Origin of the sequence: Bacillus sp. FSL E2-0195 (assembly GCF_038003645.1) — a bacterium.
Lineage (GTDB): Bacteria > Bacillota > Bacilli > Bacillales > Bacillaceae_G > Bacillus_A > Bacillus_A mycoides.
Genome location: NZ_JBBOPN010000001.1, coordinates 2,592,094 through 2,611,026, shown reverse-complemented (window position 1 = coordinate 2,611,026; position 18,933 = coordinate 2,592,094). Strand labels below are relative to the sequence as shown.

Genomic DNA, 18,933 nt, shown 5'->3' with positions numbered 1-18,933 from the left:
AATAAGAAGATTGAATTGTAAGGAGTGAGAAATAAGTGATGAATATTTTAATAGTTAATTTCCCTGCAGAGGGACATGTAAATCCTACATTAAGTTTAGTAAAGGCCTTTACTGAAAGAGGTGATAACGTACACTATATTACAACGGAAAGCTTTAAGGAAAGGCTTGAAGTTTTGGGAGCCATTGTACATACTCATCCGGATTTATTAAAGGAGATTTCTATTGATAATGAAACTTCATATGGATTAAAATCTTTCTTTCATGTACATGTTCAAACTTCTTTATACATATTAGAAATTACGAAACGATTATGTAAAAGCATTAATTTTGATTTCGTAGTTTATGATATATTTGGTGCTGGAGAGTTAGTAAAGGAATATTTACAAGTTCCAGGCATAGTTTCCTCTCCTATATTTTTAATTCCACCAGTATTATTGGAAACCTTGCCTTTTCATCCAAATGCAGAAATACAATTCCAACCCGATGAACTCTCTGAAAAGTTACTGTATCAAATGGAACATGAATTTGGAGTAAAGCCCAAAAATAATCTTCAATTTATGCATAATAAGGGAGATATTAGTCTCGTGTATACAAGTCGTTATTTTCAACCTAATAGCGATTCGTTCGGAGAAAACAATGTTTTTATTGGACCGAGTATTATAAAGCGCAAAACAAATGTAAAGTTTCCACTTGAATTGCTTTCAAAAAAGAAAGTTATTTATATTTCAATGGGAACACTTCTCGAAGGGCTCGAACCATTTTTTAATACTTGTATTGACGCTTTTTCAAATTTCGAAGGGATTGTAGTAATGGCGATTGGTGATAGAAATGATATTTCAAAAATTAAGCAAGCGCCAGACAACTTTATTATAACCCCTTACGTACCTCAATCAGAAATATTAAGTGAAGCAGATGTTTTTATTACACATGGTGGAATGAATAGTGTGCACGATGCAATCCATTATAATGTCCCATTTGTGATAATACCGCATGATAAAGATCAACCTATGATAGCGCAAAGATTAACTGAGCTTGAGGCAGCACATAGATTATTGAAAGAGCATGTTAATGTGCAAACTTTAAAAAAGGCGGTAACAGACGTTCTTTCAAATGAAAAGTATAAACATGGCATTCGAAAACTGAATGAAAGTTTTTTAGAGTGTGGTGGTTCCAAAAGAGCCATTGCAGTTATTGATGCTCTTTTAAATAAATAGTTCGGATAATATAAAAGCATAGAGGCTCTACCTGTATGCTTTTATATTATTATCCAGCAAATTGTACAGCAGTATTCGCATGTAAATAAGCAGTATCAAAAACAGGAACAGATAGATCATTTTGGGAAATGAGCAAAGGAATTTCCGTACAGCCAAGTAGAATTCCTTCAGCCCCATTATTAATTAATGAATTGGTAATTTGTATTAGTTTTTCTTTTGATGTTTCTGAAATAATTCCTCTACTTAATTCATTTAATATGACGTGATGGATAAAAGTTCTTTCTTCGTCATTTGGGATAATTGTCTCAATGTTATATTTTGCTAGTCGTGATGTATAAAAATCTTCTTCCATTGTTTGTTTCGTTCCTAATAATCCGATCCGTTTTATATTCTGTTCTACCATTTCTTTAGCACTTACATCACCGATATGAAGAAGTGGGATTGATATTGCTTGTTCTACTTCCTCAGCAAATAGATGTACAGTATTAGAACACATTAGTAAACATTCAGCTCCAGAGTGTTCTACTTTTTTTGCTACTGCGACTAATTCATTTTTCACTTCTTCATATTGATGATTTTGTAATAATGTAGTTACTTCACCAAAGTCCATACTATATAAAACAAGCTTCGCATTTTGATCATATTGAGAGAGAGTTAGTGTATTAATATGTTTATAATATAACGATGTTGATTCCCAACTTAGTCCGCCAATTAAGCCAATTACTTTCATCATGCATTCCTCCCGTAACAATTTTGAATTTATTATTTCATAATTCCGATAAGAATACAATGATTTAGTTGAACTATTTATCGAAAAATAAAAATAGTAAGAAAAGTATTGAAATTATTTATTGTTAGTGCCATAATACAGATTACAAATACATACTTATCCAGAGAGGTAGAGGGAACGGCCCTATGAAACCTCAGCAACCCCTATGTAATTACATAGGAAGGTGCTAATTCCGCAGAGGACACTATGTGTCTTTTGAAAGATAAGGGGATTCTTGTACGTGAAAGAAAATGACCTCTTATTAAAGAGGTCATTTTTTGTTGTATAGAAAGGAAGTGTCGATGCATAATTCATTTTCAAAATAAATATAGAGTATTAAAAGTTGAATAATACGAGAGGGGAATTGTAATGAACAAATTAACGACAAAGCTAGTAGTAGCTATTGGAATTGGAGCAGCTCTATACGGGGTATTAGGGCTTTGGGGATTTTCTATCGCACCGAATACATTTATTAAACCCGCATTGGCTATTTTAACAGTTTTTGGAGCGTTATTTGGCCCGGTAGCAGGGCTTTTAATAGGACTCATCGGTCATACCGTTACAGATACGATCGCTGGTTGGGGTATTTGGTGGGGATGGGTTATTAGTTCGGGTATTATTGGTTTTGCAATGGGACTCATACAAAAAAGATTTGGTTTTAGTGTAAAACATGGAACGTATAATAACCGTGATATTTCTTATTTTGCAATTGCAGGGTTAATTGGTATTGTCATAGCTATTATATTTGCTGGAGCATTCGATATTATTGTGATGGGAGAACCGTTTGACAAAATAGTTATACAAGTACTAGGCGCAACAATTGCAGACGTTATCGTATTTTTAGTTCTTGGCTTACCAATCACGATCGGCTTAGCGAAATCAAATAAGAAACATACACATTTAAAAATTGAAAAGTAGGGATGAATACATGCAACCAATTATTTCTTTTGAACAATTTACCTTTCAATATAGGCATGCTACGCAGCCTACTTTGAAAAATATTACATTTCAAATATATCCTGGGGAAAAGGTACTTATCGCTGGACGAAGTGGTTCAGGTAAGTCAACATTAGCTCATTGTATAAATGGGCTAATCCCATTTTCTTACGAAGGGATAAGTACCGGTAACATTTTAATAGCTGGAAAGGATCCGAGAAAAGGTAGTGTTTTTGAACAGAGTAAACACGTAGGGACAATATTACAAGATCAAGATGCACAATTTATAGGCCTTACTGTCGAAGAGGATGTAGCATTTGCATTAGAAAACGATTGTGTAAATCAAATAGAAATGAGAAAGATTGTTACGGATTCTTTAAAAAAGGTAAGCATGCAGGACTTTCATACACAAAGTCCGCATGAATTATCAGGAGGTCAAAAACAGACAGTCTCTCTTGCAGGTCTGCTAACGACAAATGCAGATATATTATTATTTGATGAACCGTTAGCTAATTTGGATCCTGCATGTAGTTTGAATACAATAGAACTCATTAAAAATATACATGAGAAATATAATAAAACAATTGTAATTATTGAACATCGAATAGAAGAAATTTTAAACCTTGATTTAGATAAAATTATTTTAATAGATGAGGGAGAAGTTATTGCCGTTGGTTCACCGGATAGTATTTTAAATTCTGATATATTACCAAATATCGGACTAAGAGAACCTATTTATATAGAGGCGCTAAAGAAATTAAATTTTGATAGTAATAATGTTAAGGTATTTCCAATTGAAAATCTTCGTAATGCAGGCGTTCATATCCTATTAAAGAACTGGATGCATAAGCAAGTTTCATCAAAAAACAAATATATTAAAAAAGCTTTATGCAAGATAGAAAATTTATCATTTACGTACAATAACAAACATACAGCCTTAGAAGATATCAACCTTTCAATAGGAGAGGGAGAAATAGTAGCGTTATTGGGTCATAATGGAGCAGGGAAATCGACATTAGCTCATACTCTTATAGGAATAAATAAAACAAAGAATGGGAGAATAACATTCGATGGAGAAAATATAAATTCTTGGTCTATTCGTAAACGCGGGGAAGTTATTTCTTATGTTATGCAAAACCCAAATCAAATGATTACACAGCCTACTGTTTTAGAAGAGGTTTCATATTCATTAAAATTAAAAAAAGTTTCTAAAGATGAGATTGAGACAAGAGTCGAAAAAGCTTTAAGAATTTGTGGATTATATCCATTTCGTAACTGGCCAATTCAGGCATTAAGCTATGGACAAAAAAAGAGGCTTACTATTGCATCTGTACTTATAACAAACCCAAAACTTATTGTATTAGATGAACCGACAGCTGGACAAGATTATTACCATTACAAACAGTTTATGTCGTTTATTAGAAAACTGGCTGAAAGGGGCATATCCTTTATTATTATCACACACGATATGAATCTTGCTTTAGAATATGCAGATCGAGCGGTAGTTCTGCATGAAGGGAAAATTATTGCGGACAATACTGTATCTGCTGTTTTAGGGGATCAAGGAACGTTACAAAGAGCTAATCTACGGGAGATTTCATTAATAAAACTAGCTAAATTAAGCGGAATTCCAACTCCAGAAACATTTGTGAAACTTTATATTGAAGCTAATAGGAGGGAGGAATATGCATAATACGTATTTTTATCGTATGGATGGTGCAATTAAATTATCTTTATTTATATTTTGTATGACACTTACTTTTTTATTTTTTGATTTTCGTATATTGCTAATTTTATTTATTGTTGGATGTATTGGCCTCTTAATTGCAAAAATTCAATTGCGTAAAATTATAGTTATTTTCAGCGTTATATTTACATTTAGTTTATTAAATTCCGTTATGATTCTTTTCATTACGCCCACCCATGGATCGGAATTAACGGGATCGTATACCTCTTTTTTTTATATAGGTTATGCAACAATTACATATGAAACTTTATTTTATGCAGCTACACTTTCATTGAAATATTTTACGTTATTACCATTTACACTTCTTTTTATTTATACAACTCATCCAAGTGAATTTGTATGCAGCTTAAATAAATTTGCTGTTCCTTATAAAATTACATATGCAATAAATATTGCACTGCGTTATATACCAAGCATTCAATCTGAATATATAATCATTAGACACGCGCAGGAAGCAAGAGGCGTACCTTTTGAAAAAGGAGAAGCGAGCTTGTGGATTCGTATGAAAAACCGTGTTTTAATTTTTTGGCCACTTATTATTCATTCATTAGAAAGGATTGATACTGTTTCAAATGCAATGGATTTAAGAGGTTTTGGAAAAAAGGATATACGAACGTGGTACTATGCAAAAGACGCACAAAAGGAGGATTACATCACACTTTTTGTTGGTATTATTATTTTGATTATTGCAGTTTACTTAAAGCTGAATGTATTCCAAAGCTTCTGGTACCCATTTTAAAGCACTCTCAATAGAGTGCTTTTACTAATTTTTATGAAGACATGCTCAAAAAAGGGAGATATACATACTGTATAATACGAACCAGTTAAAATGATCAACTACCTATTAGTTTTCAAACCAAAAGGAGGAGAAAATATGAGTTTCGGCGGTTCTTGTGGTTTTGGTGGAGGTTTCGCTTTATTAGTTGTGTTATTTATTTTATTAATTATTGTTGGATGTAGCTGTTGGAGCTAAGGGTACTAATTTCTAATTAGTCTCTTCTAAATGTAAATTAAAAAAACATAGCAGATACTTTTTGTATCGAAATAAAAAAGGAGCCATTATGCTCCTTTTTTATTTATTATGCAACGTGCTCTCATTATTATATTTTGGGAATGTAATAGTTAAAGTAGTTCCTTTATTAACGATACTTCGGATTTTTAAACTGCCTCGCATCGTTTCAATAATTTTAACAGCAACCATCGTTCCTAAACCCGTACCTTTCGTTTTTGTACTAAAATATGGTTCGCCAAATCGATTAATTTGCTCTTGCGACATTCCAATTCCACTATCTTGAATCCGTATTATAACTTTATTATTACTAACAGATGCAGAAATAATAAGATCACCGCCACATGGCATTGCTTCTATACTGTTTTTTATTAAATTTAAAAAACATTGATGGAAGTGCTGTGTATTACCAATAATTGTTCCCTCTGAGAACTCTTTTGTAATATTAATATTATTCATGTTACAAAAAGGTAACATCATATTAATAACTCGATTTAACTCGTGCTCCACTGAAATATGATCTAGTTTTTCTGAAGCCGGTTTGGCAAAAGTTAAGTAATCATCAATAATTGCTTGTGCACGATTTAACTCTTCAAGAATATGTTCAATATACTCATCTTTGGATTGTTGAGTTATATTGGGTGTTTTTAAAAGTTGTGTAAATCCTTTTACAACAGTCAATGGATTCCTTACTTCATGTGAAATACTTGCAGCGAGTTGGCTGACAATCTCCATTTTTTCGACTTTTATTAATTTTGATCGCATAAATATTGCATCTTTTAAAACCTCATTAAAATAGACCATAAATAATATTAAAATAGTTGGTAATAGAATGAAATAAATAATGTACAAATTATTCACTTCAAAATCTGATAGAGTTAAAACAATTACTGTTGTAAATATTGCAAGGAAAAAAGTTAAAAACATAGATGAAGTTACTTTTATTTTCCTATTGTATGTATTAAATTTTGATGATGCGAATGCTGTAATTATTAACATCGTTCCATAAACAATGATTGTTAACAGGCTAAAACCATAAAACATAAAACGTATTATTAATAAAATCATGAGTAATGCAATACCGACTGGAAATCCACCATAAAGTGTACCAATTAAAAAGGGGATTTGTCTTAAATCGTGAATATAATTTTCATCCATATAGATGGGATACCGCATACATAAAATTAGTGGGATACTCGTACAAAGAATGATAAGTAGTTTCTTATATTTCTTCCCGAAGTACCCACTATCATAAATAAAATAAAAAACAAATATACTGCTTAAAATATAAAGAAGATTATTTAAAACATTTTGATTAATGTAAACAAAGTTCATAATACATGCCCCGTTATCCTGAATTTCAATCCCATATGTATTATACATTATAAAAGTACAAGTTTTACATGCACTTTTACAATGTATGTAGTTTTTATAGATTTTCAGTGTTATAGGCTTTTAACCATGCATTATTAAACTCTTCCATTGACGCATAGCGCTCACTACGATTTTCATTTACAGCACGGTATGCTACTTCATATAAGCCTTCACTAGCTTCCCATTTCATAAAGGAACGATCTTGCCCGCCACCTAGTAGTGCAAAAGCCATAGCCCCCATATTAAATACATTTGTTTTTCCGTCTATTATAGAGTTAAGTTGAAACTCTTCAGGTGACATAAAACGAGATGATCCCCACATTCGTCCCATCTTATTTACATACGGCTTGTTACTGTATAAATCAATATCACAAATTTTTGTTTCATTAGTTTTAAAGTTGTACAAAATACTACCGTCATAAAAATCAATAGCTACATAGTTTTTGTGTTCAACGTAAGTATGGAAATTAAAAATAGAATTTAATGAAATTAGCCTATTTTTAACGGATAATTTCTTATATTTATAAAATGGTGAGTTAGGATCATTGTATTTTGCTGGGGGTGGGAAACTCCAGTGCGGGTGAAGACATTCACTGTCAAACCAATCGAAAATTAAAACATATCCATGTTGTACAGGGTAGTGATCAATTAAACTGATAAGAGAAACGTGTTTTAATTCATTGTATATAGTAACTGAGCTTTTTAATCTTTGTATTGCTTCATTTGTAGAAGCATTATATGCGAGTGTTTGTGCCCCTGCATATTTTATAAAGTTCTTTTTCCCATTCTTTTCAACACCAAAACTTATATTACCGGAATCTTGTTGGTCAAAAACCGCAAATACTGTACCTAGTTTTGTAAGCCAATCAAAATTATGATGTTTTTTTAGTTGGAATGTTATAGTATCTAACTGAATTTTAACTGGAATATCTTTCATAATTCACCTCAAATTTAATATAATTAAGTTGTCCATTACAGTATTCGACATATTTTGTGAAATCCCTATATTTATAAACTTAAATTTTATAAATATAATAATATGCAGTTATAAGGAGGAAAGCAAATGGATGGAAAAATCATAATTAAACCGTACCAACAATATTGGCATACAGAGTTTTTAAATGAAAAAAATAAAATTGTGCCGTTACTCCATGAAGAAATTATTGCTATTGAACATATCGGAAGCACAGCCGTAGAAGGGTTAGGGGCTAAACCTCTTATTGATATGATGATCGGCGTAACAAATTTACAAATTACCGAAAATTGGTGGGAAGCCCTAGAAGAAATTGGCTATGAATATGTTCCTAAAAAAACACCTAATTGGCGTTTTTTTAGAAAAGGTAAATGGAGAGCTGGTACCCACCATTTACATGTTTATATTTATAATAGCGAGGAATGGAGGAACAACCTTTTATTTCGAGACTTTCTAATAAATCATGAGTGGGCACGTGAAGAATATAGAAAATTAAAAGAGATGATTGCTGCTACCTATCCTTTTGATCGTGTTTCATATACAAATGCAAAAGCACCGTTTATTCAAAATATATTAGAAATGGCTAAAAAAGAAAATTAACTTACTATAAGTGGTTTACAAATTTTCATTTTATTTTAATCTTTCTTTCATGTTCCTTTCTTTTTCACTTGATACACTGCTGATTATAGAGCTTTTGAGTCAAAAGGAGATTATATAAAATGGAGAAAATACTTAGAAATAAATATTTCCATATATATGTTAAAATAATTGGTATTACTATTATTGTTTGTAGTGTAGAATTGCTATTTATTAATGTTTTGTACGGGAATGTATTAAATGTACAATGGCTAAATAAGAAATTAGGTTCTTTAGGTGAATACGGGGTAATTATAGCTGCATCATTATGGTTCTTACGTCATATATGGTTATTTTTAAAGAAGAAACATATTCACGGATTTAAAATAATTAAAGAGCTATATCTTTTTATAAAACATTTTCACGTATTAATTGGATACGCTGTAATAGCTGTTGCGACTACTCACGGTGTTTACTTTTTAATAAAAGGAAGTCGTCATATAATACTAATATACAGTGGTATATTTTCTCTTTTAACCTTAATAACATTAGGGGTTGCGGGATTTGTTTTACAGAAATCTAATCAGAAAACAAAATTGAAGATGTATCGAAAAGCACATCAAATTATTGCAGTCATATTCGGAATAGGATTACTTATTCATTTAATCGTATAGGAGGAAGTATCGTTGCAACATATACTAATTATTGAGGATGAGGAAAGCTTAGCAGATTTTTTAGAATTAGAATTAAAGTATGAAGGATATATAGTAGATATACAACTTGATGGAAGAAAGGGATTAGAAGCAGCACTTGAAAAGAATTACGATCTCATATTACTTGATTTAATGTTACCAGGATTAAACGGACTGGAAGTATGTCGTCGATTAAGAGCAACTAAAAGTACACCTATTATTATGTTGACTGCTCGTGATAGTATTATGGACCGTGTGACAGGGTTAGATAGTGGAGCAGATGATTATCTTCCAAAACCGTTTGCAATTGAAGAACTTTTAGCACGTATGAGAGTGATTTTTAGGAGAGAAGAAAATACAGAGCAAAAGCACGCATCATTTCTTTCGTTTAAAGATCTACAGCTTCAGATTGAATCTCGAACTATAACTAAAGGAAATGAAGAAATTGAACTTACAAATAAAGAATTCGAGCTACTGCTTATGTTTATGAAAAATATTAATCGAGTTCTTACCCGTGATATTTTACTGGACCAAGTATGGGGTTATGATGCAATGGTTGAGACGAATATAGTCGATGTATATGTTCGTTATTTACGTAATAAGTTACATAGTGTGGATAAGGAGGAGTATATCCAAACAGTCCGCGGTGCTGGATATATAATGAAATGATAAAAAACATTGTGTACCGAATTCGAAATTTACCTATAAAGTGGAAATTAACACTTTGGTCCACTACACTAGTATTCATTTTGTTTATTTTGTATAGCACGTTACAATTCATTGTAATTAATAAGTGGACTATAGATTATGAACAGAAACAAATAAACAGACAATTGACAGAAATAGCGGCATATTTTCAAGATAAAAACGAAACGCTCTCGAGCAAAACATTTGAAAATAGTAAAGAATTTCTAAATAATATGATTGATAAACATCAAATGATTCGTATTATCGGAAATGATGGAAAGCCCATTGTTACTGTTTCTCGAGGTTTTAATGAAGCTTGGATAAAACCAAAACAGGTTACCCAAGATGAATCCTTAATAAAAAGACATATAGAAGATCGAATATTAGTTGAGCGCATACCAATTCAAACAAAAAAATTCACGGGAACTATTGAACTTACGAAAAACTTAGAGACATTTGATCATTTATTAAAAATTATCTTAGTGGTAATGGTCTTTGCAGGGATATGTGGATTAGTGTTTAGTTTTTTAGGCGGAATACTTATAACGAAAAAGCTTTTATCAAGTGTTCAAAACATAACGGATACGATGAAGCGTATTAAGAAAAACGGACTAAATGAAAGAGTTCCAGTACGAGAAAATAATGATGAACTCGCAAAATTATCGATTCTTTTTAATGAAATGATGGATGAAGTGGAAACTTCTTTTACACAGCAAAAACAGTTTGTAGAAGACGCATCGCATGAATTAAGAACACCATTAACAATTATTCAAGGGCACTTATCAATGCTGAATCGATGGGGGAAAAATGATCCAGCTATATTGGATAAATCTCTTCAATCCAGTTTAAAAGAAGTAGATCGATTAAATAAATTAGTTTCAGAATTGCTAGAGCTATCAAGGGCTGAATCAGAACAGATATATCCAATAGCAGCTGAACGAGTCCATGTTAATAGCGTATTAAAACAAATTACACAAAACTTTGCAATACTGCAAACTGACTTTCAATTTGATATGAAATTGGATGCAGATGAAGCGTATGTTTCAATACCATCATCTTACTTAGAACAAATAATTATTATTGTAATGGATAATGCAGTGAAATATACAAAAGAAGCTAATAAGTATATTTGCATTGAATCAAGTATACGGTCAGGAAAAATTAAAATCCGAATAATAGATCATGGGGCAGGAATACCTGAAGCAGATTTACCATTTGTTCTTAACCGTTTTTATAGAGTTGATAAAGCGAGAAGCCGAAAACAAGGTGGAAATGGGCTAGGCTTATCAATTGCAAAAAGGCTTGTAGAAAAATATAACGGAGCTATTCAATTAGAGAGTAAAGAAAACGAAGGAACAATTGTTGCAATTACATTTCCGGATACTACACATGAATAGTTAAAGGTAAAAAATTCTTTTTGAAAATACTATTTAAAAGGAGGAATACATTTTGTATTTCCTCCTTTTTGATGCTTAGTAATCAAATTATTTTATTTATTTCGATATTTAAAGTACATTGAAAGGATTAAGGGGGAATAATTAATGAAAGCTATTGTACATCAACATAAAAAAGGATTAGAAGGTTTAGAATATAAATTATCACCTGAGATAACTCCTAACATTGGAGAGGTTAAAGTGAAATTAAAAGCAGCAGGTTTAAATCATCGTGATTTATTTATAATGAATAATAGAAAAGAAATGGAACTACCATTAGTTTTAGGGTCAGATGGTGCAGGGATTGTTATAGAACTAGGAGAAGGAGTTTCAAATATTTCACTACATACCGAGGTTATTATTAACCCTAGTATTGGATGGAATAATACTCATGAAATACCAGAGTTACCTGAAGTACTAGGCGGACCAGCAGATGGAACATTTGCTGAATATGTTATTGTACCAGCAGAAAATGTAGTGGAAAAGCCATCATATCTTACGTGGGAAGAATCTGGCGTTTTATCTTTATCGGCATTAACTGCATATAGAGCGCTTTTTACAAAAGGTAGATTAAAACCTGAAGAACATGTCCTAATTCCGGGAATCGGCGGTGGTGTAGCTACTTATGCTATGTTATTTGCTAAAGCAATTGGAGCAAAGGTGAGTGTTACTTCAAGGATAGAGGACAAAAGAAAGGCTGCTGAAAAATATGGAGCAGACTTTTCTTTTAATAGTTCTGGTAATTGGGACGAGTGCCTACATGGAGAAAAAGTGGATTTAATTATAGATAGTATAGGTCCGGCGACTTTCTTAAAATATTTTGATATATTAAAACCAAATGGAAGAATCGTTAACTTTGGTGCAAGTTCAGGAGATAAAATCGAATTACCGTTACGAGCATTATTTTATAATCAAATTGATATTATGGGAACATCAATGGGAAGCCGTGAAGAATTTAATGAGATGGCTCATTTTATAGAGAAACATAATATTAAACCAATTATTGATAAAGTATATCCATTAGAAGAAGCAATCCAAGCTTTAAATCGAATGAAGCAAGGAGAACAATTCGGTAATATTGCCCTTCGTATGGAATAAGAATATGATTTCGTAACTAATATATTTAAATGAATATGTTATGTATTATATCCATGCATAGAGTGTTCACCATACTATTTAAAATGGTTTACAACCTTTATACATATTTAGCTCGTGTAAATAGTTACACCATTGTCAAATGAATAGTAGCAAAATGAGAATTTGATGAGAAAAGTTTAAACCCATTTTCATATTGATGTTGTATACTGTGTAAATCAAGAACGCTTGTATCTTTATTTAAAGTACAATGAGAAAAAATAAGGAGAGAGTAATATGAATTACACAGTATTTCAATGGATTAATAACTTTGCTGGATCATCCAAGCTATTAGATACGCTAATGATCGCTATTACAAATAGTGCTGCATATGTAGCTATTCTATTTATGCTTATCCTATGGTTCAATAATGGAAAGAAGGAGAATGCAATTAGAAAACAATATACAGTGTTATATACGACACTTTCAGTTAGTATTGCATTATTAGTAAATGTTCTTATACATGCGGTATATTACCATCCGCGTCCTTTTATAACACATCATGTCAATCAATTAGTACCGCATGCAGCAGATTCATCATTTGTAAGTGATCATTCTGTACTCGTATTTTCGATTGCTTTCGTATTTATTCTTAGAGGAGAAAAACTTAAATATATCGCGTTAATATGGGCAATATTAGTCGGTGTATCACGCATGTACGTAGGCGTTCATTATCCTCTAGATATACTTGGTGCTGCGTTCTTAACATTTATTACAAGTGGATTAGTAATGCAAAGTGCACGTATATTTGAACCGTTAGTTCGTTTTATTTTCAAAATGTATGCACTAGTAGCAAAACGAGTTCCTTTTTTAGCGAAATATAACCATATAGCTTAATAAAAAGAACCTACAAAAAGTAGGTTCTTTTTATTTGAAAATTCTTAAATTTCACTTACCGTATTTTATATTAAAGAACATAGAATTAATAAAAAACAAGTAGCAACAGAACTGGTTTTCTTATTGTTATAGAGGAATTAGTAAAAAAACTTCGAAAAATATAGTATCTACTATATTAAAGAACATATTTAGTAGCGCATCTTCGCATTAATGCATTGTAAAGGAAAGGAGATTAGTATGCATAAACTTCAAACGAATAAAGGCGCTCGATATATGATGATTGCTTTTATTGTTTTGTTTCTTACTATGCTTTTACGTATGTTTTATATTCAAGCGGTAGGAGTCGTGCATAATGTTAATGTAAAGGATCTTGCGAAGGAACAACAAAACAAAAATGGAGTTTTAGAGGCAAATCGCGGGACAATTTATGATCAAAACGGTAAAGTATTAGTCCAAGACTCAACGACATATCGCATCGTTGTAAACCTAAAAGGAAAAGATAAATTAAAAGATAAAGAAGATACCGCACAACGTTTAGCAGATGCGCTTGAAGTTGATAAAGAGGAGATCATGAAAAATTTTCACGAAGGACGTACGCAAGTTGAAATTGGTAAAATTGGACGTAACTTATCTAGAGAAGCGAAGGAAGAGATTAATAATTTGAAAATACCAGGTGTATCTTTCACAACAGAAAAAGCCAGAGTATACCCAAATGAAGATTTCGCCTCGTATATACTTGGTTTTGCAAGACCAGACGATAAAGGTAATGCGGTGGGGAAGTTTGGGCTTGAAGAAAGTTTGGATAAATATTTGCGCTCTACAAATGGTAATGTTTCATATGTAGGTTCAAGAAAAGGAATCCCACTTACAAATGATATAGGAAAAGTAGAACCTGCTAAAAATGGAAATAACGTATATCTTACGCTTGATAAACAAATTAATAGTTTTTTAGAAGACGCGATGAATAAAGCGGCGCAACACTATGATCCTTCTATGTTAGTAGGTATTATTGCGGATCCAAAAACAGGTAAGATTTTAGCAATGTCTAGTAAGCCTAGTTATAATCCTAACAAAGGAGACATTGAATATTTTTTAAACGATCCAATTGCGAATGCATTCGAACCAGGGTCTACAATGAAAGTTTTTACATTAGCTGCTGCAATTAATGAAGGTGTATATAACGGGAAAGAATATTTCCAATCAGGAAAATATGCAGTTGGTTCAGCAGAGATTAAAGATCATAATGGCGGCTATGGATGGGGTTCAATTACATTTGATGAAGGGTTTGAACGGTCATCGAACGTTGCTTTTTCTATTTTAGAAGATCAGTTACTGAAACCAAATAAATTCAAGCAATATATGAATTTATTTGGTTTCAATCAAAAAACAGGGATAGATTTGCCTGGAGAAAGTAAAAATACATTATTGTTAAATACTCAAATTCAACAAGTTACTACATCTTTCGGCCAAGGCTCAACTGTAACTCCTATTCAAATCGTACAAGCGGCCACAGCTATAGCAAATGACGGGAAACTGATGCAACCTTATATTGTTGATAAGGTTGTAAATCCAACAAATAAACAAGTTATTATGGAAAATCAACCTAAAGAAATAGGGAATCCGATTAAAAAAGAAACCGCAGATAAGGTAAGGAACTTAATGGAGCGTGTTATAACATCATCTAAAGGAACGGGAACGATGTATAAAATTGATGGTTATCCGATTGGTGGTAAAACAGGGACAGCGCAAATTCCGAATCCTGAAAATGGACGATATATGGAAGGGAAAGATAATTATATTTTTTCATTCTTAGGAATGGCTCCAATTGATGATCCGCAATTAGTCGTATATTTAGCCATTAAGCAACCTAAATTAAAGGGGAATGAATACGGTGCTCAGCCTCTTGCTGAAATTTTTAAACCAGTTATGAAAAATAGTCTAGAATATTTAAAAGTGAAACCATATACAGAAAAGAAAATGGCAGATGCAACAAAGCAATCTGAAATAAAAGTACAAAATTATGTAAATCAAACAATGGATACTGTAAAAAATATTGCAGAAAAAGAGAAACTTCAGCCGGTATTATTAGGAGAAGGAAAGATAATAAAACAATATCCAGAGACTGGCGAAGTAATGAGTGAAGGAGATCGCATATTTCTAGTAGGAAGTAATGTGAAAATGCCTAACCTAAAAGGTTGGTCAATGCGTGATGTTATGTATTTCTCTAAGTTGTTGAAATTAGATTTAAAAACAACAGGTACAGGGTATGTAACGAGTCAAAGCATTGAAAAGGGAGAATATATACAAGAAGGTGATACTTTAAAACTAGATTTGGAACCGCCTCTAGAACCATTAGCAGAAGCGAGTACAAATTAATATCGAATTTTGTAAGAGTCTATAGTATAATAGGCTCTTTTTTTTAGAGTTACAAGCAATTTCACGCACCGTATTTTTTAATAAATAAAAAATCAAGTTACAAAATTATAAAGGATGCTCACTTTTAAAAAAACTGATTATTCTTTTTAATTATTTACAATATAAAACCTATGTGATAATATGGAAAAAACCAAATGCAGTGAAGAGAAGAGTAAATAAAATGAATTTTTCACAGAGAGCTCTATTTAGCTGAAAAGGAGCAAAAATTCTTTATTGAACCAAGCCTCTGAGCAGCACATCGGAACCTTTTAAAAGTGGATGGTGTGACGGGAGCTCCCGTTATAGGGATAAGGTATAAGCATGAAAATAGTGCAGTACCTGATAAGGTTAATATGGTGACATATTAACAAACTAGGGTGGCACCGCGATGATAAATCTCGTCCCTAAGACTAAAAGTCTTGGGGGTGAGATTTTTTTATTGTTTTAAAACAATTTAGAAAGCGGGTGCCTAAAGTGAAAAAATTACTTGAAGATTGGAAATATCCTTTATTACTATTGTCCGGAGTTGGTATTGCGAATTTAGGTGCATGGATTTATTTAATCGCACTGAATGTACTTGTCTATAATATGGGTGGCTCAGCCTTAGCTGTCGCTACTTTATATGTGATAAAACCATTAGCCACTTTATTTACAAACGCTTGGTCAGGAAGTATGATAGATCGTTTAAATAAACGAAAATTAATGATTCACCTCGATATATATCGAGCAGTATTTATCGCTATTTTACCCTTGGTTCCATCCCTTTGGATTGTCTATCTCTTAGTATTTTTTATAAGCATGGCCAGTGCGATTTATGAACCAACTGCTATGACATATATGACGAAATTAATTCCAGTAGAGCAAAGACAACGTTTCAACTCACTACGTAGTTTAATAGGATCTGGTGCATTTTTAATTGGTCCAGCAGTAGCGGGGATATTATTAATAACTGGTACACCAGAGTTTGCTATATATATGAATGCTATAGCATTTTTGCTATCAGGGTTCATTACATTACTTTTACCTAATCTTGATAAAAAAGACGATTCTAATACATCCAATGATAAATTATCACTAACTGTATTAAAGAAAGATTGGAACATAGTTTTAAATTTTAGTAAAAAATCTATGTATATTGTTTGTGTTTACTTCTTATTTCAAGGGATGATGGTATTAGCTACCGCTATTGATTCACTTGAATTATCATTTGCGAAAGAAGTTTTATTGTTAACAGATAGTGAGTATGGCTTCCTAGTTAGTATCGCTGGAGCGGGTTTTATTTTAGGAGCCATAACAAATACAATTTTATCAAAAAAATTAGCACCTTCATTTCTAATTGGGATAGGATCATTATTCATTGCAATCGGATATTTGATTTATGCTTTTTCAAGTGAGTTTTTAATAGCTGCTATCGGATTCTTTGTTTTATCTTTCTCTATGGCATATGCAAATACGGGATTTTACACATTTTATCAAAATAACGTTCCGGTTCATATGATGGGACGAATCGGGAGTATATACGGGCTCGTTATAGCTGTTTTTACAATTTTTATAACGATTCTGTTCGGCGTTGCAACTCAATTCACTTCTATACAACTTGTAGTCATTGTAGGAGTATTGGTAATGCTACTTATTACTATCATATTGTGCGTGTTTACTTTATTACCATCGCGGTCTAAGGTATATTCCGCTGAATCAATAAATTCGAAATAGTTCCCTTGGTTTTTATTTGAAAATTAGGGGGTTGAATAGGAGGTTTCTTTCCCCTATATATGGAAAAATAATAAGAGGAAAGAACAATACCAATAAATAAGGGTGGTTATTATGATAAAAACAAAAGATCAAATAGAGAAAATTGTAAAAGAAATACATCGGAATATAGATTTTTCTGGGGTAGTCTTAATAAAAAAAGATGATGATATTATTTATGAAAATTCATTTGGATATGCTAACCGAAGTGAATGTATAAACAATACACTACAAACAAGATTTGGAATTGCCTCAGGGTGCAAATTATTTACTGCTATCAGTATCTGTCAACTTGTTGAAAGAGGTGTAATTACTTTTCATACAAAGTTAAAAGATTGTCTACATATTAAATTCCCAAACTTTAATGAAGATATTACAGTACATCAACTTTTAACGCATAGTTCGGGTATTCCAGATTATTTTGATGAAAGTATCATGGATAACTTTGAAGACCTTTGGAAACAAACTCCTATGTATCTATTAAAAAGTTTAAAAGACTTTTTACCATTATTCCAAAACAGTAATATGATGTTTACACCAGGAAGTAAGTTTTACTATAATAATGCAGGTTTTATTATACTTGGATTAATTATAGAACAGCAGACAGGACTTGAATTTACGGAATATATAGAAAGAAACATATTTGTTCCAGTTGGTATGAATGATTCAGGCTATTTCTCTTTAGATAATTTACCAAAACATACTGCTCTCGGATATATAAAGGATGTAAATAGTCAAAAATGGAGAACAAATGCATACTCTATACCCATAAAAGGAGGTTCTGATGGCGGTGCTTACATTACTGCACCAGATATGGTGAAATTTTGGGAAGCTCTATTTAACAACGAAATATTAAGCCGCGAATATACGAAGTTACTTTTAACTCCTCATATTTTGGTGAATAATAGCCAGTCTTACGGCTATGGAATATGGATTGAGAAAAGACAAGAAAATATTTTTAAATATCATGTAATGGGATATGATCCAGGCGTGAGTTTTCGCTCGGCCGTATACCCGGAATTAGGAATTACATTAGTTATTCCATCAAATAAAGGGGCAGGACCTGAAAAACTAATGGTGGAAATAGAAGGAGCTTTTTAATTACATGGATATAAAAATTAGAGCATATAAAAAAGAAGACGAAATAGGCTAGGTACGTTGCCGTGTGTTATCTTTTTTAGATACAGCATATTATGACAATGTACTTAGAGGGAAAGAAAAATATGAAAATCCCGCAATTGAACTAGTTGCTATACATGAAGAACAAGTAGTAGGAGACGTACGAGTAAAAAGTACGTCTTTTTACTTTTATAAATAATGCTTAAGGCTGATGGGAAATCACATTCCATATTATACAAATTAAAGTAGCTATCGTATTTCAAACAGAG

The 18,933-nt window shown here is 32.0% G+C and carries 17 protein-coding genes, 1 pseudogene, 1 riboswitch and 1 other annotated feature; of the genes and pseudogenes, 15 read left to right on the top strand and 3 right to left on the bottom strand.

Going from position 1 to position 18,933, the window contains the following annotated elements:
- Positions 1 to 35 precede the first annotated feature (35 nt).
- Complete coding sequence (locus tag MHH59_RS13270; RefSeq protein ID WP_002168270.1) at positions 36 to 1,214, top strand: macrolide family glycosyltransferase; 1,179 nt, start codon at positions 36 to 38, stop codon at positions 1,212 to 1,214.
- A gap of 49 nt (positions 1,215 to 1,263) precedes the next feature.
- Here the strand turns inward: MHH59_RS13270 and MHH59_RS13265 are convergent, their stop codons facing one another.
- Entirely contained in the window at positions 1,264 to 1,947 is a 684-nt protein-coding gene (locus tag MHH59_RS13265) for an aspartate/glutamate racemase family protein (RefSeq protein ID WP_002127641.1), read from the bottom strand.
- Positions 1,948 to 2,097: 150 nt separating this feature from the next.
- Positions 2,098 to 2,213, top strand: a riboswitch (SAM riboswitch).
- Positions 2,214 to 2,352: 139 nt separating this feature from the next.
- On the opposite strand from MHH59_RS13265, the gene MHH59_RS13260 reads away from it, so the two are divergent.
- The 4 genes from MHH59_RS13260 (at position 2,353) to MHH59_RS13245 (ending at position 5,639) form a co-directional block, all read left to right on the top strand.
- On the top strand, positions 2,353 to 2,901 hold the full coding sequence (locus MHH59_RS13260) for an ECF-type riboflavin transporter substrate-binding protein (protein WP_002168272.1): 549 nt from the start codon (positions 2,353 to 2,355) through the stop codon (positions 2,899 to 2,901).
- 10 nt (positions 2,902 to 2,911) lie between these two features.
- Positions 2,912 to 4,612: an ABC transporter ATP-binding protein gene (locus tag MHH59_RS13255; RefSeq protein ID WP_003189528.1), complete on the top strand. Its 1,701-nt coding sequence runs from the start codon at positions 2,912 to 2,914 to the stop codon at positions 4,610 to 4,612.
- The gene (locus tag MHH59_RS13250; protein ID WP_016127074.1) at positions 4,605 to 5,405 is read left to right on the top strand and encodes an energy-coupling factor transporter transmembrane component T family protein; all 801 of its coding nucleotides are present in this window, start codon (positions 4,605 to 4,607) and stop codon (positions 5,403 to 5,405) included. Before MHH59_RS13255 ends, MHH59_RS13250 begins: the two co-directional genes overlap by 8 nt.
- A 135-nt stretch (positions 5,406 to 5,540) precedes the next feature.
- Positions 5,541 to 5,639 (top strand): YjcZ family sporulation protein, encoded by a 99-nt coding sequence (locus tag MHH59_RS13245; RefSeq protein ID WP_000007808.1) that lies wholly within the window; start codon positions 5,541 to 5,543, stop codon positions 5,637 to 5,639.
- Between the two features lie 99 nt (positions 5,640 to 5,738).
- On the opposite strand, the gene MHH59_RS13240 is transcribed toward MHH59_RS13245, so the two are convergent.
- Positions 5,739 to 7,058, bottom strand: coding sequence for a sensor histidine kinase (locus MHH59_RS13240; protein ID WP_002127637.1), 1,320 nt, complete (start codon positions 7,056 to 7,058; stop codon positions 5,739 to 5,741).
- Positions 7,059 to 7,104: 46 nt separating this feature from the next.
- A complete protein-coding gene (locus MHH59_RS13235) occupies positions 7,105 to 7,986 on the bottom strand; it encodes a serine/threonine protein kinase (protein WP_340851399.1) in 882 nt (293 codons plus the stop codon).
- Between the two features lie 126 nt (positions 7,987 to 8,112).
- Between MHH59_RS13235 and MHH59_RS13230 the strand changes: the two genes are divergently transcribed.
- The 10 genes and pseudogenes from MHH59_RS13230 to MHH59_RS13185 all read left to right on the top strand — a co-directional run.
- Complete coding sequence (locus MHH59_RS13230) at positions 8,113 to 8,622, top strand: GrpB family protein (RefSeq protein WP_340851398.1); 510 nt, start codon at positions 8,113 to 8,115, stop codon at positions 8,620 to 8,622.
- Between the two features lie 119 nt (positions 8,623 to 8,741).
- A complete protein-coding gene (locus MHH59_RS13225; RefSeq protein WP_002085249.1) occupies positions 8,742 to 9,272 on the top strand; it encodes a hypothetical protein in 531 nt (176 codons plus the stop codon).
- 12 nt (positions 9,273 to 9,284) lie between these two features.
- Complete coding sequence (locus MHH59_RS13220; RefSeq protein WP_002032425.1) at positions 9,285 to 9,959, top strand: response regulator transcription factor; 675 nt, start codon at positions 9,285 to 9,287, stop codon at positions 9,957 to 9,959.
- Positions 9,956 to 11,374, top strand: coding sequence for a HAMP domain-containing histidine kinase (locus MHH59_RS13215; RefSeq protein ID WP_033729364.1), 1,419 nt, complete (start codon positions 9,956 to 9,958; stop codon positions 11,372 to 11,374). The genes MHH59_RS13220 and MHH59_RS13215 overlap by 4 nt, the downstream gene beginning before the upstream one ends.
- 144 nt (positions 11,375 to 11,518) lie before the next feature.
- A complete protein-coding gene (locus MHH59_RS13210) occupies positions 11,519 to 12,508 on the top strand; it encodes a zinc-binding dehydrogenase (protein WP_002127633.1) in 990 nt (329 codons plus the stop codon).
- A gap of 273 nt (positions 12,509 to 12,781) precedes the next feature.
- Positions 12,782 to 13,381, top strand: coding sequence for an undecaprenyl-diphosphatase (locus tag MHH59_RS13205; RefSeq protein WP_002127632.1), 600 nt, complete (start codon positions 12,782 to 12,784; stop codon positions 13,379 to 13,381).
- A gap of 237 nt (positions 13,382 to 13,618) precedes the next feature.
- Positions 13,619 to 15,757 carry a penicillin-binding protein gene (locus MHH59_RS13200; RefSeq protein WP_340851396.1) on the top strand — a complete coding sequence of 713 codons (2,139 nt, stop codon included), beginning with the start codon at positions 13,619 to 13,621 and terminating at the stop codon, positions 15,755 to 15,757.
- 190 nt (positions 15,758 to 15,947) lie between these two features.
- Positions 15,948 to 16,205: a binding site (T-box leader), on the top strand.
- A 65-nt stretch (positions 16,206 to 16,270) separates the two neighbouring features.
- The gene (locus MHH59_RS13195; RefSeq protein ID WP_033734007.1) at positions 16,271 to 17,509 is read left to right on the top strand and encodes an MFS transporter; all 1,239 of its coding nucleotides are present in this window, start codon (positions 16,271 to 16,273) and stop codon (positions 17,507 to 17,509) included.
- 111 nt (positions 17,510 to 17,620) lie between these two features.
- The gene (locus tag MHH59_RS13190) at positions 17,621 to 18,646 is read left to right on the top strand and encodes a serine hydrolase domain-containing protein (protein WP_016120294.1); all 1,026 of its coding nucleotides are present in this window, start codon (positions 17,621 to 17,623) and stop codon (positions 18,644 to 18,646) included.
- A 64-nt stretch (positions 18,647 to 18,710) separates the two neighbouring features.
- Positions 18,711 to 18,836 (top strand): annotated as a pseudogene (locus MHH59_RS13185) (GNAT family acetyltransferase); the annotation flags it as partial.
- Positions 18,837 to 18,933: the final 97 nt, after the last annotated feature.